Source organism: Rhizobium gallicum bv. gallicum R602sp (assembly GCF_000816845.1).
GTDB lineage: Bacteria > Pseudomonadota > Alphaproteobacteria > Rhizobiales > Rhizobiaceae > Rhizobium > Rhizobium gallicum.
This window is the reverse complement of the sequence record NZ_CP006880.1, coordinates 1,179,913-1,194,253: the sequence shown is the minus strand read 5'-3', so window position 1 is coordinate 1,194,253 and position 14,341 is coordinate 1,179,913. Positions and strand designations below refer to the sequence as shown.

The window sequence follows — 14,341 nt, the reverse complement described above, 5'->3', positions numbered from 1 at the left end:
ACGTCCATGAAGAAAGTCCTGATCGCCAATCGCGGCGAGATCGCCGTGCGCATCATCCGGGCTTGTCGCGATTACAGCCTGCAATCTGTCGCCGTCTATGCCGATCCAGACATGGACGCGCTCTTCGTCAAGCTGGCCGACGAGGCCCATGGGCTTGTCGGCGCCCGTCCGGACGAGACCTACCTCGACATCGACAAATTGATCAGCATAGCTAAGCGCTCCGGTGCAGATGCAGTGCATCCGGGCTATGGCTTTTTGTCCGAACGGACCGAATTCGCTCGTGCGGTGATCGATGCTGGCCTCACCTGGATCGGACCCGATCCGCATGTCATTGAAGCATTGGGCGACAAAGTCGAGGCGCGGCGGATCGCGACCAGCGTCGGCGCGCCCCTGGTTGCCGGTAGCGACGGCCCGGCCAAGTCGGCTGCCGAAGCCATCGCCTTTGCCGAAGAGCATGGGTTGCCCGTTGCCATTAAGGCTGCCCACGGCGGCGGCGGCCGTGGCCTGAAGGTCGCTTGGAGGATGGAGGAAGTAGCAGAGCTTTATGAATCTGCAGTCCGCGAGGCCAAGGTCGCTTTCGGCCGTGGCGAGTGTTTCCTCGAGCGGTTCCTCGACCGTCCGCGCCATGTAGAAGCGCAGGTGTTGGCCGACAAACACGGCAATGTGCTGGTGCTTGGCACGCGTGATTGCTCGCTGCAGCGACGCAATCAAAAGCTCGTCGAGGAGGCCCCTGCCCCCTTCCTCAGTGACACCCAACGCCAATCGATCCACGATGCTGCGAAGAAGATCTGCGCTGCCGTCGGCTATTCTGGCGCGGGTACGGTCGAATTCCTGCTCGGCGGCGACGGCACGATCTCCTTCCTTGAAGTGAACACCCGCCTGCAAGTCGAGCATCCCGTAACCGAGGAGACAACCGGCGTCGACCTCGTCATCGAACAGTTCCGTATCGCCGACGGCCTGCCCCTGCGCGTCACCGAGACGCCTGTCCCGCGTGGCCACTCGATCGAGTTCCGTATTAATGCCGAGGATCCGGGCCGAGGCTTCCTGCCAGCGCCGGGTAAAATCACCGTCTTCGACCCTCCTGCCGGGCCTGGCATCCGTGTTGACAGCGGCGTCGTCTCCGGCTCGACGGTGCCTGGAACCTTCGATTCACTCATCGCGAAACTGATCGTCACCGGCGCCACTCGTGAAGAGGCGCTAAGACGTGCCCGCCGCGCGCTCCGAGAATTCAACATCAACGGCATTGCGACGGTTTTGCCCTTCCATCGCGCCGCGATCGAGACGAAGGACTTTACGGGCGAAAGCGGCTTCAAGGTGCATACGCGCTGGATCGAGACCGATTTCGACAATCGTCTTGAAGCGGAAGCCCGACCAGAGCCGGTTGCCAATCCCCCGCTGATCCGCACCCATGTGGAAATCGACGGCAGGCGTCATGAGATCGGCATTCCGGTCGCGCTGCTGGCCGGTCTCGGCGGGCTTGCAGGCCAAAACACCGGGCTGGAAATTGCTGCCAGGGCGGAAGACACCGCGAGCGTGACTACGCCGATCTCAGGTACGCTGCAGGCCTTCAAGGTCCAGGATGGCGCAGAAGTGGCGGCGGGTGACCTGATCGCGGTGATAGAAGCGATGAAGATGGAAACCCTGGTGACGGCATCGCGGGCCGGCAAGATCCGGATCAGGGCCCAAGCCGGCGCCTATCTGCAAGCCGGTGCCGAGATCGCCCGCTTTGAGTCCCCACCGTCGGATAGATAGACCCGACGAACAGAGCCGATCGCGTCTGGCCCCGAAGGCAGAAGCAGCAAGGCTTAAGCGCATCCGGTATGTGACTAGCCACTCCTGCCACGCCGAGCCAGCTGCGACCGGAGTCCAAAGCGCGCCTGCGGCACGTTCGACAGGCGGCACCTTGTCTTGTGCGTGAGGGCTGCCATCTATCGGTGATCATTTGGAATCACGTACCGGTGTCATCGGACATTTAACAGAGAAGCATGGAAATCAGCGAAATCGTCGCCGCTTACATACGTGTCCTGGCGTTGGCTGTCTTAGTCGTTTATGGCTATGCTTGGGTCATTCGCACGATCAGCCAAAGATTGATGAGGGGCGTTGCGGCGGGCCTTTTGTTTGGTCTCGGCGGCATTTTTTCCATGAATGATCCGATCGTGATGAGGCCGGGGCTTATTTATGACGCCCGATCCATTCTTCTGGTTCTCTCCCCCCTCTACGCAGGACCGATTGGCACCATCATTGCGGCAGCCATGATGGGGGCGCACCGGTTGGTTCTTGGCGGCGTCGGCGCGACGGGCGGCGCAGTGAGCGTCATCCTTGTGGCGCTTAGTGGTTACGCGAGCACGCTCATACCCCGTCACCGCATCGGCATCGGCTGGGGGAGATCGCTGCTGCTCGGCCTTGCGACCGTCTCTTCCTTCATCGTCCTTGTCTTTTTACCTCCGGAGATCGCCAGGGACCTGTTTCTGAGCGCTGCGGCTCCCGTCATGCTTGCCAATATTCTCGGCGTCCTTCTCCTTGCCGATCTGCTTGAGCGCGAAAAGCAGCGAGTGCGCCTCGTGCGCGTGCTGGAAAATGAAGCGAGCGTCGACCCGTTGACGAAGCTGCCAAATCGGCGCGTCTTTCAGCGCGCGGCCGACCGCTGCGTCGAGGAGGCGAACAATCGCGGGCGGCCTTTCTCGATCGTTATGCTCGACGTCGACCACTTCAAAAAGATCAACGATACCTGGGGACACAATGTGGGCGACACCGTGCTCTCCCGGGTCGCCGACATCATTCGCCGGACTGTGCGCAAGACCGATGTCGCGGCTCGCTACGGGGGCGAAGAGATCATCATTCTGCTTCCAGAAACTGAAGAGGGCGACGCGTCAATCGTTGCCGAGAAGATCCGCCATGCAATCGAGTCAGAAGACTTGATCGTCGATGTTACCGCAGTCAAGGTTACCGTCAGCATCGGCGTCGCGGCTGTCGATTCCAGCGGCACTACTATTCGTGCAGCAATCGAGGCCGCAGACAGAGCGCTTTATCGCGCCAAGACGACTGGCCGCAACCGCGTCGAACTGGCAACGGCTGCGTGAAAACGATGGTTCTGCCGGGACGCCGACAGCAGCGCTGCCAGCAAAATCGGGATCAGCCCGACGTCTCTGGGCGCGTGGCCCGCTTAAGGTCGGCGAGCCCTCGGTTGGCATCCTTACTGCCAGTGGCGGCGGCCGCGTTGAATATCCGTGCCGCATCGCCATACATTTCGAGGTTCAGATAGCAATAGCCGCGCAACACCATGAGATCGATCGTCTCGCGTTTGATCTGCGCTCGCTGATCGAGATAGATCAGCGTCTCGCGATACCGCTTGGCGCCATAAGCGGCGAGCGCCCGGTCAGCGAGGATTGAAACCTGGAGTTCGGCGGCGCGCTCACGGCTCTGAGGTGCACGCGTTGCCGCAACGGCTGCATTGTTGGACAGCCCGACGCGCAGATAGGCGAGACTCTGTCCATAGGCGGCGTCTTCGCGCGTCTGCCGCGCAGACCCCTTCAAGGCTCTTTCGAAAGCGGCAACAGCTTCCATCGGACGATTGAGATCCATCAGGCACCAGCCGCGGCTGAGCGCGGCATCGGGGCTGAGGAAGCTCGCATCCGTCGTGGTCGAGCAGCCGCGCGGCCTGCGGGTGCCTTGCTGCACAGTGACTGTCTCCATTGCCGATCCTTTGGATCGCACAGCCAGGCCCGGAGGCTTGGTTGCGCCTCCTCCGTCAGCCGGTTGAGCTGGCACAACCGCACGTGCAAGGCTTCGTGGAAGCCGGGCGGGCGTTTGAAGCGGTGCCTCGACGGAGGGCGCCGATAGAGATGCGTCGTCAAGCGCGGCGATACGCTGCGAACGGCCGGCCCAAAGCCGCTGGACCTCCGCGACCCCCGTGCGATCGTTCAGTTGCTCACGGGTGATGGCAAGACCATAGGCGGAAGGTTCGTCGTCCGGTTTCCAGCGAAGCGCAGTTTCAAACCAGCGCGCTGCAGTTTGCGGCTGATTGAGCGAGCGTGCGTACCAGCCGAATTGCTGCGCGGCCGGGACGTATTTCTGCGCAATGACCTCTTTTGCCATGCGACCAAGTACGTCTTCGCTTATATTGGCAGGCGGCTGCAAAGCCATCAGATTGGCAGCGGCGGCAAGATAGGTATCGGTGGCATCCTTGGAATCGCTACGCCACCTGTACATGACATCCTCGGCCTCTTGAGGCGCCTTGCGGGCGACAAGCGCGAGCGCCAGCCCCTGCGAGGCGGATGCGGAATCCTCCTTGGCACGGGCTGCGCGAAACCACTTCTCCGCCTCCGGCGCATTCTCGCGTCGCAGCTGATACCAGCCAAGCAAGAGCGCATCGGAGGCGAGCCCTTGGGTTTGCGCGAGACGCGCAACACGCGATACATAGTCTGCCGCGACATCGAGCTTCGGATCGGCGTTGCCTTCAGCGACGAAGCGGCGAGCGAGCTCGTCACGGATGCCATCGAACTCGCGCGCGCCGCTCACGGCAGGCTGCTCGAGGGCAAGCAGCCGCTGCATGGCCTGATAGGGCAGCAACGCCGAAGCCTTCTGGACGCTCGCAAGGCGTTCCTGCGGATTCGTGCAGTACTTCAGGATGTAGCTGTAGGCATCTACGCTGCGCGCTTCTCTTCCTGTATGGACGAAGGCTTCGGCGACGCGCCACAAGACATCTATATCGCTGCAGGTCAGAAGGCTGGGGGTCGCAGCGCCCGTCTCGATGACTGTAGTGTACTGTTTGAGGTCGGACGCATTGACAAGCCGCGCCCGGGCTTCCGCAACATCCAGGCGATCGAGGAGATCAGCGGGCGGCTGCCAGCCGATATCAGCCGTGCGGCGGTCGGCGATGGCTTTGCGAAGCTCTGCATAACGCCCCTCCGCATAAAGCTGCCACATGGCTTCGAGCTGCTTATCGCCACTTTGCGGCACGGCCAGCGGATCGGCGGGTGGCACCCAGTTCGGATAAAGCGCCTGGAGACGGGAGATCTCGGCCTGCAGGCGAACCTTGTCGCCGCGGTTTGCAAAATACCGCAGCGCGCTTTCGTCGACCTTCGGCTGTGCCGCCGGTTGCGGCCCTGCCGGCTGTTGGGCCGGCCGTTCCTTCTCGGCAGGCTGCGGCTGAGCCTCTGGGGCAGGCGTCTGCGAAGGCTGAGGCGCCTGTGCCGTCAGCAACGGTGCCGCCTCCTGAAGACGGTCGGCGACCGCCTGGACGTCGATCGGCTGGCTGCTGGGCGTGTCCGCTTGCACCATGCGGTCGGTGTGCAGGTTCGAGCGTCCGATGCCGAATTTCTCCACCAGCGCGGCACGGTCCTTCACCCCGGTTATTACGACGGCGACCACCGCTGCAGCCGATAATGCGATGAGGGACGACTTCACAGACACTCCGGATGTTTTTTCACGACGAGGGCCAGCCCGAGCAGCTGGAGCGTGGACGGATAATAGAGCGCAGGCGAAAACTGCCGGGCAGTCGGGGGCAGTTTCTTGCCGTTGACCACACAGGCCACAACATCGTTAACAATCCGATAACCTGGGTCAGCAAGCACCGTCTTCACGCCACCCGTGGCAAGATCTATTGTCGCCGGAGCACCATTTGCGGTCATTCCATGTTGTAGCCTGGAAAGCAGGGCCTTGTCGGTAATCCCTGCCCTTGCGAGATAAAGCGGGATACGAACAGCGTTGTAGGCGAATTCCGCATCAAAACCCTCGGCTGGTGCCGGCCCGCGGGCAAGGCTTACCCATTCAGCAGGCAGTTTGCGCGGTCCGAATTGCAGGGATTTAAGGAGTGCAAGGCCGTCATCGGAAAGCTTTTGCCACCGGTCTGAAGGCGCAAGCAGCGCCATCACCGGGATCGCCTCGAAGATCCAGTAGGAGGGGTTGACCACCGGCCCATCTATCCGGCCGGGCGGTGTAAAACCTTCGACGCCGGGCAAGAGCAGCGTACGGCCACCGGCCTCCACCACTGCTTCGGAAAGGAGCGCTTGGGCCATTCTGGCGGCGGCTTCGATATAATCGCTCCTGTTCCAGGAGGTGCCAGCGAGCGCAAGCGCATAGGCAATCAGCATGTCGCCGTCCGAGGCGTTGTTGGTGTCCGTCACATGCGGTTTGGCTGAAGGGTCCCATTTCCATACAGCAAGTCCATCATCACGCAGCAGGAGTTCCGTGCGGGTGAAATACCATATCTGCTCGAAATCGGCGGGGCTGTTGGAGAGGTAGGCAAGCAACAGACCGTAGCCCTGGCCCTCGCTGTGGCTGATGTTGCCGTTGCCGTTGTCGATGACACGGCCGCTTGGATCGAGAAACTGCACCTTGTAGGCAGCCCACGCCTTTGGATCGACGAGCACCTGTTGGGCCTGAAGGGGTTCGACAGCAATCGCAAAAGCGAGTGCACCAGCCAGCACAGTTGCCACGATCTTCTTCATTTGCCCCTGCCCAATCTGCTCAGCATGCCCGAGGTCGCCATGCCGAGGAGAATCGAAAGAACGACAAGCAGAAAGGCGTAGGAGAGGATATTGGTCGAGAGCCAGTTTGCGGCGATCAGCCTAAAGTTCGCAAGCGACCAAGGCTGCGAGGGCACGAAATCGAAGCGCGAGACCGGCACGGTTTCGATCTCACCGGTCTTGCCGGAATAGGTGGTGATGTGTCCGGAAATCTGCGGCCAGTTGCGCTGCTTCGTCACAGCATCGACACCTTCGCGCAGATCCTTTGCCGAGGGGGCGGCCACGACTGTCCAGGCGCCGGCGCCGGTTGGGCTGGCGCCTTGGGCAACCATCAGGCTCGCCACGTTGGACGGCGTGAAAACGGCTTCCGCCCTCGGTACAAATTGCAGCGAACTCAGCGAGATGTCGAAGTTCTTGCGCAGCCACTCCTGGAACGCCGTGACCTGACCGCGCCATGCGCCGCTGCTCACCTTGGAGCGCCATTGGTCGAAAGCGGAATTGGTGTCCGGCTGGACCACCTGCGTATCCGGTACCGGGCGCCAAGTGGCCTGGCTTGCCGTGGAGATATTCAGTTGGGACAAGACCGCCGCCGGCAATTGCGAGATGGAACCGATGAATACGGCGTCCTGATCACCGATCGTGCCTGGCGAAGTCGTCGGCTCAATCGTCATGGGGCGACCGGAAACAACCGCCATCTGGCCAAGCAGCGTGGCCGCGGCAGAAAGCGTGTCGGCATCGATGCGGTCTATGAAGAGCGGCATCGGACCGGCAAGCCGTCCATAGGGGTAGGCGGTACCGGCCATGGCGGCAAGATTTGGACGCTGCCCGACGCGGGCGAAATCCGGCATGCGGAACTCAGTTGTATCGAACAAGGCAAAGCGCGACGTGGTCGAGGCGGTCGCACCGGGCACACATATGTTGTCATCGCTCGTCGTGAGGATTGCTTCAAGACTGAGCGAGTTGAGGCCCGGCTTGAAGTGGCGCATGGCCACCCGGATCGGCAGGTGACGGAGGATGCCGCCGCCGGTTCCGGTAATGGGCATCGTCGAGGCGATATTGCCGTTGACATAGATGTCGATATGGCTGCCGGGAAGTACGCTGCCGGTATAGGCCGCATCCAGCAGAACCGTCGCTTCTCCATAGGCATTCGCATAGAAGTCGGAAGGAACCGCGACATTGAATTTCGTACGAAAACGCCGACCGGAAAACTCTGTCGTCTTCACGCCCAGATCGGCAAACGTAAGCCGGGTGTCCTGAAGTATCAACGGTGCGTTTGGCGCGCTCCAGCGCTCGGTGGTCAACGCATCGCGCCTGATGCCCGGCGCACGATCGGTTGGGGAGACGATGGTATCGATTGCCGAGGAGATCGCCTCCCACGAAGGGCCACTGATTAGAAGCACGGGCGAGCCAGTGCGCGGGTCGGTGACGAATGTCGCGAGCGCTGCGGACTGAGCCGCCGGCGGCAGATCTGGAAAATAGGGCTGCAGCTCGGAAGTCGTGCCGACGAGAACGGTAAGCTTGCCGGGACCGGCTGCCGGCAGCGTGTCGACGCTGAAGGAGATGGATTGGTTCGGCATACCACTCAGCACCGAGAGCCCCTGTGCGAGGCGAAGCAGCGGCTTCGTCGTGCCAGGCTGCTCAAGGGCTGGAACGAGGAGGTCGAATTCCGTTCGACCGGACCCGTCGACGCCGACCGCACGGATGGCATCCGTGCTTGACAGCTTTGCAGCTTCTTGCCCTTCGAAGCTCAGATGGGTCTGCGCAGGATCGATATTGGACCACAGCTCATAAGTCGACTGGATCGTGCAATCCGTGCGGTGGCGCTGGCTTGCCTCGAAGGTCAAAAGGTTTGCACCGGGCTGTAACAGACCACGCGGAACATCGAAGCTGACTTGGGTAGGTGTGTCGGGCGAGCCGATCTGCTTTTGACCGATCTGACGGTTGTTGATGAGCACGGTGATCTGCGAGGCTTCCGGCGCAACAACGATGGAATTCTGGTAGGCGAAATTGAATTTTGCTGGCGCGGCTGCCTGTTCTGGCGTGAGGTAGACGCTCCACGACTTTCGGTCGTATTCGCCCTCAAGACCGAATTTGTCGAAGGGAACGACGTAGCGCCGCATGCCGCCGGCCTTCTCCGCCGGAGTGCTGTCAGGCTGGACGGTTTGCGGCCGGGCGGGAAAGGATGGGGAAGGTTTCGGCGGAGCGGCAGGGACGGACGGTGCGTCTGGAACTGTAACAGGCGGTGTCACCGTTGGAGCAGGCAACGTCAGGCGCGGCACCATGGGATGAAGACCGGCCGGGCGCTCAGGCGACATGTCAAAGGGCGCGGGCGCAGTCTGAGCCGAGGTGAGCGTCGAGGTGCTGATGACGAACAGTGCAGCGGCAAGACCTGTCCTCATCAGCCGTTCGCCTTTGCCATCTGCTGCTGCGCTTCGCGCTCCGGACGCATGCTGCGGAAGAAATAAATGAGCCCGCGGCTCGTCTGATAGAGCGATAGACCAAGGAACCAGATGGTACCGCGGATGAGGCCCGGATTGCGGCGACGCGATTCCTGAAACTGCGCCCATTGATCGGAATTGGCAAAGATCAAATCGGCGATCAGGCGATGATCAAGCGCGCTCTTCGGGATATACTGGCAGCCGACGGCCATGATATCGCCGTCTTGCTCCATGTTGCGAACGATCAGAGGCAGAGTTTCGAGGTCAGCACCGCTGTAAGGACGGAAGCGGATTTCGCCTTCGGCGCCGATCGTCATTGGGTCCAGCTGCTTGTTGAAGACATGAAGACGCGCTCCGTGGACCGAGACGTCCTCGATGGAGGCGGTATGCCATTTGCCGTTGACGCCGAATTCACAGCGCCGATTGACGCGCACACGCCGCGAAGCGGCTCGCTCGCCGCGCTCCGATACCACGCCTAGCGCGCAGCCTGCCATGATCAGATTGAAAAGGTTCCAGCCGCCGACAACGAGCGTCACATCCGCCTTGTAGGGCTCGGCATAGATGCGATAGATCGTAATGGCGAGCGCAATGATCTGCACGGCAAATATAACGAAAAAGGGCCTGCTGATTTCCGAAAGGCGGCTGACCGAAATCGATTCGTCCTTTGCCGTGACCTTGAAGGTTGGTTTTCGTGGATTGATCATGACGGAAATGACGGCAGGCAAAAGGTGGACTGTCTGCACATACTCGTAAAGTTCCGATATCCACGGCCAGCGGAACGAACCATAAAGATAGTTCTGCATCATCAGGTTCACGAGCATATAGGCAAGTGTATAGGCCAGAAACTCGCCGCCGGAGGCGGTGAATATTTCAAGGTCGAAGAACAGATAAAAGAGCGGTGCGAACAGGAAGATCGTACGGGGGAACGGGAAGAGCCAAAACAGCGTCGAGGACATGTAACAAAGGCGCTGTGGAATCGAAAGGCCGCGCTTTAAGAGTGGAAACCGAAAGCGCAGGATCTGCATCATGCCTTGCGCCCAGCGGCTGCGTTGGCCGATGAAACTTGCGAAGGTGGCGGGCTGCAGGCCGGCGATCAGCGGCTTGTCCACATAAATGCTATTCCAGCCCGCGCCGTGCAACGCCAATGCGGTCTCACAGTCTTCAGTGATGCTGAGGCCGCTAAAGCCATTGGTGGACTGCAGCGCTCGACGGCTGAGAACTGCGGCCGAGCCACAGAAGAAGGCAGCGTTCCATTTGTCGAGGCCCCGCTGGATGATGCCGTAAAACATCTCATTTTCGCTCGGCATCCTGTCGAAAGTGCGCAGATTGCGCTCCAGCGGATCTGGATTGATGAAAAAGTGCGGCGTTTGTACGAGAAAGAGCTTCGGGTCGTCGTCGAAATAGCCGACCGTCTCGCGAAGGAAGTCCCGGGCGGGCGCGTGGTCAGCGTCGAAGACGGCGATGAGCTCGCCCGTCGAATGCTGCATGCCATTGTTGAGATTGCCTGCCTTGGCATGTTCATTGCGGTCGCGGGTCAGGTAATTGACGCTGAGTGCCTCGCAGAGCTGCCTCAGTTCGTTGTGCCGCGCAATGGCAGCCTGGGCTTCGAGCAGCTTGTTGGAATTGCGTTTTTGCAGCGTGCCGCCATCATCCAGCAGCCAGACTTGCAGTTTATCGGCCGGATAATCGATTGCTTTTGCGGCGGCGAGCGTATTGCCGAGGAGATGGGCGTCTTCGTTATAGGTGGGCACGAAGACGTCGACATGCGGGAACCGCTCTTGCTTGACAGGGCGCGACCGGCGCGGCGGAAGTGGGGTCGCGACGATGAAGAGGCTGAGCGCCAGCATGGCGATGCTATACATTTCGGCGAGATAGAGCAGCAGCCCGGGAATGAAGTTTTCAAGCTGGTTGACGGGCGGCAGCGTACTCGTCGTGCGCCAATAGGCATAACGCAGAACGACGGCAGTACCGAAGGCAAGCGCGATCAGGCGCCATGTGCCCTCCCCCTTCAGGATCTTGATCATCGCCATGATCGTCACGACGGTGATACTGGCAATAAGCTGAGTCTGCAGGTTCACCGGCAAGGTGATCAATACGAAGACGCAGAGCGAGACGATCGCCCAGGTGAAGATGCTTCGAGCCTTATGCATCGACGTCCCTTCAAAAGCATGGCCGGGCATTTCAGCACCGGGCTATGCGTTTCCTATCTTCGGCACGCGGCCGTCATGGCCGCATGGCCTATGCAGTCGGGGGAAGGCACGGTGATGCCACCTGCCTTCGCCGCTTGTTGAACGGGGCCCGGCGCCGGCAGCGGCTGGGTATTGGCCCCTGGCGTTTCGAAAGCTGGGTCCGGCAGCGGTACACGCACCCCGATCGGCGCCGGCATGGGCGCTGTTACCGGTGCCTTCACTTGACGTGGCCGACGACGGAGGGCCGCGGCCGGTTCGTAGCCGATTTCCATGGCGCTAGCGCGGAGGCCACCATCATCCGGGTAAACAGGGCTGCCGGCGCGGCCGAGAACCTCATCGGCGCCTTTTACCTCGCCGTAAGGATTCCATATCTGGCCATTGAGCGTGCCGGTGACCGTATAGCCATACATGACGCTTAAGAGCTGACGCTCGCTGGCGCGTGCGTCGCAAAGGCGAAGCCGCACCTGGATCATCCCGAAATTACGCGCTTGCGTATGTGCCGCCTGGCTCGATCGGATCTGCTGCCAGCCATAAAGGCAGGTATCGCCTGCGCGGCTGCGCCCGGAGGCATATGCGAACGGCCCATAGCTATTTTGCAGGAAGGTGTTGTTCCTCGCCATCGCAACGCCCGGCGCAGCCGCGAATGCCTCGCGAGAAATCCCACTCTCGCTGATCATCTTGTAGGGCGCGCCTCCCGCTCCCGGATTGGACCCACTTGCCCCATAGAATTGCACTTTCAGGAAATTCTGCCCCGGCACGGAAGAGGACGTATAGAGTGAAAGCATCTGCTCCACGCCGTTGCCGCGCGTGGTTTCGACGACACTCACGATGGCCGGGCCACCGGGGGGCGGAAGAATGAGTGCCTTTTCGCTGGGCACCGTCTCGGGCGCCGAGGGCTGCCTGACGCTGCCGCTCGTCGACGCACAGCCGGCCAACAAGACCGCCGCGACCACCGATATCAACCCGAGCAAGCGCATTTTGGGTGCCGCCGCAAAATCGTCTTTCCAGATATCCATCGGCACTTCGCGCAATGGATGTTCGAATCAACGACCGACCGGCCGTTAACGAGGAATAAACGGCGGATACGGTTAATCAAACGTTAAAATCGAGCCCCTTGTGACCGTCACCCGGCCGCTACGACGCAGCGATCTCCATAATCGCCCGTTGCGCCTTCTCATGGCGCGACGCGCCCGTTTCGTGCCGCTGGCGAGATTGATCTTCGACACCTGACCACGAAGATCTAAGCACTTTTGCTGCTCACCGCATTGCCACGGTCCAAAGTGGTTTGTTATTCTTTAGATAAGCTTTCTGTCATATACGATCGAGGACCCGGTCGTCACACGGCCGCAGGATAACGCGTTCTGGTAGAGCTCTGCGTTGACTACAACGAGGCTCGCTCTAGTTCTGATACGGAACAGGTTTGGGTTCGGCAGGATGTATCGATAACGGACCACGTAAGCGAGGCGGGTTGAGGAGGGTGACCCCATGCCGGAAAATCGTGCGAACTGGCCTCAGCCGGCTCCGCAGTCCGAATCCGGCAGCCACGTCGAGGGGCTGTTTTCGCTCTGGGATCATGATCTCAGGCTCGTCGACTGGTCTGAAAAGCTGAAGGAGCGCCTGGATCTTGCTGACGAGGCCCCCCTAACCTTGGGGGATGTGTATCCCGACCTGGAAAATCCCGATCTGGCTGCCCTCGTTCAGCTCGTCGTCGATACCGGCAAGCCGCGAACCATTCGTCTCGACGCCGGCAAATCCGAGCGGCGCAACCTGCTGTTGTTCCAGGCAGGGGCCGGCCTTGCGATCGTCGAACTTGGCGGCTCTGACATTGATGAGACTGCAAAAGCGCAAGAGTTGGACCGGGCGTTACTCCTTCACCAGGCAACCCATGATGTTTTGACCGGGCTGCCCAACCGCCGCCAATTCAGCGACAAACTGGGAAAAATTCTCCCGGTCCGTGCAAAGGCAGGCCTTGCACTGATGCAGATCGATCTGGACGATTTCAAGCCCGTCAATGATACGCTGGGCCATGGAGCCGGAGATATCGTCCTGAAGCTTGCGGCCGAAAGGATTCGAAAGGCGCTGGGCAAGGACGAGACCGCCTATCGCCTTGCAGGCGACGAATTCGCCGTCATACAGATCGCCCGAGAGCAACCGGATGAGGCCGAAAAATTAGCAGAATCGCTGATCACCGAATTTCGCAAGCCTTTCACGGTGGACGGAATCACCGTGTTTGTCGGTGCCAGTATAGGCGTTGCAATCGCACCTCGCGACGGCAATGAGAGCGAGCAGTTGATGAAGGCTGCCGATGTTGCCCTTTATGCCGCCAAGAAGGACGGACGTCGGCGCGCGCGGACCTTTAATCCGAGCATGCTGCATGTGCTGGAACAGCGAGAGGTATTGAGACGAAGCCTTCGGGTTGCGCTGCAACACCGTGAATTCTTTATCGAATATCAGCCGCTGGTCGATCGGTCGTTGGCGATAGCCGGCTTCGAAGCACTGCTGCGTTGGCGCCACCCAATCCTCGGCGTGATCTCCCCGATCACCTTTATCCCGATGGCGGAATCAGACGGCCTTATGAGCGAAATCGGTCAATGGGTGCTAGAGGAAGCGTGCAGGCAGGCTTCGACCTGGCCTGCCCACTATACTCTTGCGGTAAACCTGTCTCCCGCCGAATTTTTAACCCCGGGTCTGACCGACCGAGTGTCGCAAACCCTCGACGTCGTCGGACTGCCCTCGGAGCGCTTGGAGCTCGAGATCACCGAAACCGTGCTGCTGGAGCGCACGATCAACAATCTTGATACGCTGAACACGCTCAACGTGCTTGGCATCCAAATTTCCCTCGATGACTTCGGAACCGAGTATTCCTCTTTGAGTTATCTGAAGAACTTTCCCTTCGATAACATCAAGATAGACAAGTACTTTATCAACGACCTGCCTGATGATCAGAAGAGCCAAACCATCGTACGCTTCGTCATCGCCATGGCCCACGGGCTCGGGATGCGCGTGACTGCCGAAGGCGTTGAGACGGCCGAACAGGCCGCCTGGCTGCAGGCGGAGGGATGTGACCGGTTGCAAGGCTATTTCCTGAGCCCGCCGCTGGGGGCCGACATGGTTGATGAATTTATTGGCAAGCATGCTGACACGGGACCCGAATAATGATCGGGTCAAATGCTGAAAAGTGAAGCGGCAATTCGCCAAGGAGGTGTCGATTGACGAATCAAGAAGCGGCAATTGGCCCCACATTTGA

General features: G+C 60.5%; 9 protein-coding genes. 4 read left to right on the top strand and 5 right to left on the bottom strand.

Annotation, left to right across the window (positions count from 1 at the left end; genetic code table 11):
• Positions 1 to 6: 6 nt before the first annotated feature.
• Both RGR602_RS28790 and RGR602_RS28785 read left to right on the top strand, forming a co-directional pair.
• Complete coding sequence (locus RGR602_RS28790) at positions 7 to 1,752, top strand: acetyl/propionyl/methylcrotonyl-CoA carboxylase subunit alpha (RefSeq protein ID WP_040115434.1); 1,746 nt, start codon at positions 7 to 9, stop codon at positions 1,750 to 1,752.
• Positions 1,753 to 1,985: 233 nt separating this feature from the next.
• The gene (locus RGR602_RS28785) at positions 1,986 to 3,080 is read left to right on the top strand and encodes a GGDEF domain-containing protein (RefSeq protein ID WP_040115433.1); all 1,095 of its coding nucleotides are present in this window, start codon (positions 1,986 to 1,988) and stop codon (positions 3,078 to 3,080) included.
• 52 nt (positions 3,081 to 3,132) lie between these two features.
• Here the strand turns inward: RGR602_RS28785 and RGR602_RS28780 are convergent, their stop codons facing one another.
• From RGR602_RS28780 to bcsN, 5 genes are read right to left on the bottom strand one after another with little or no spacing between them, the layout of a single operon-like run.
• A complete protein-coding gene (locus RGR602_RS28780) occupies positions 3,133 to 5,406 on the bottom strand; it encodes a cellulose synthase (protein WP_040115432.1) in 2,274 nt (757 codons plus the stop codon).
• Entirely contained in the window at positions 5,403 to 6,449 is a 1,047-nt protein-coding gene (locus RGR602_RS28775) for a glycosyl hydrolase family 8 (protein ID WP_040115431.1), read from the bottom strand. The genes RGR602_RS28780 and RGR602_RS28775 overlap by 4 nt, the downstream gene beginning before the upstream one ends.
• Positions 6,446 to 8,866, bottom strand: a complete 2,421-nt coding sequence (locus RGR602_RS28770; RefSeq protein ID WP_040115430.1) for a cellulose biosynthesis cyclic di-GMP-binding regulatory protein BcsB — start codon at positions 8,864 to 8,866, stop codon at positions 6,446 to 6,448. Before RGR602_RS28770 ends, RGR602_RS28775 begins: the two co-directional genes overlap by 4 nt.
• Positions 8,866 to 11,055 carry a UDP-forming cellulose synthase catalytic subunit gene (bcsA, locus tag RGR602_RS28765; protein ID WP_040116564.1) on the bottom strand — a complete coding sequence of 730 codons (2,190 nt, stop codon included), beginning with the start codon at positions 11,053 to 11,055 and terminating at the stop codon, positions 8,866 to 8,868. The genes RGR602_RS28770 and bcsA overlap by 1 nt, the downstream gene beginning before the upstream one ends.
• A 53-nt stretch (positions 11,056 to 11,108) precedes the next feature.
• Positions 11,109 to 12,032 carry a cellulose biosynthesis protein BcsN gene (gene bcsN / locus RGR602_RS28760; protein WP_223844155.1) on the bottom strand — a complete coding sequence of 308 codons (924 nt, stop codon included), beginning with the start codon at positions 12,030 to 12,032 and terminating at the stop codon, positions 11,109 to 11,111.
• Between bcsN and RGR602_RS38905 the strand changes: the two genes are divergently transcribed.
• On the top strand, positions 11,950 to 12,159 hold the full coding sequence (locus RGR602_RS38905; protein WP_223844172.1) for a hypothetical protein: 210 nt from the start codon (positions 11,950 to 11,952) through the stop codon (positions 12,157 to 12,159). The two genes, bcsN and RGR602_RS38905, sit on opposite strands and share 83 nt — an antisense overlap.
• Positions 12,160 to 12,579: 420 nt before the next feature.
• Positions 12,580 to 14,250: a putative bifunctional diguanylate cyclase/phosphodiesterase gene (locus RGR602_RS28755; RefSeq protein ID WP_040115429.1), complete on the top strand. Its 1,671-nt coding sequence runs from the start codon at positions 12,580 to 12,582 to the stop codon at positions 14,248 to 14,250.
• The last annotated feature ends 91 nt before the right edge of the window (positions 14,251 to 14,341 follow it).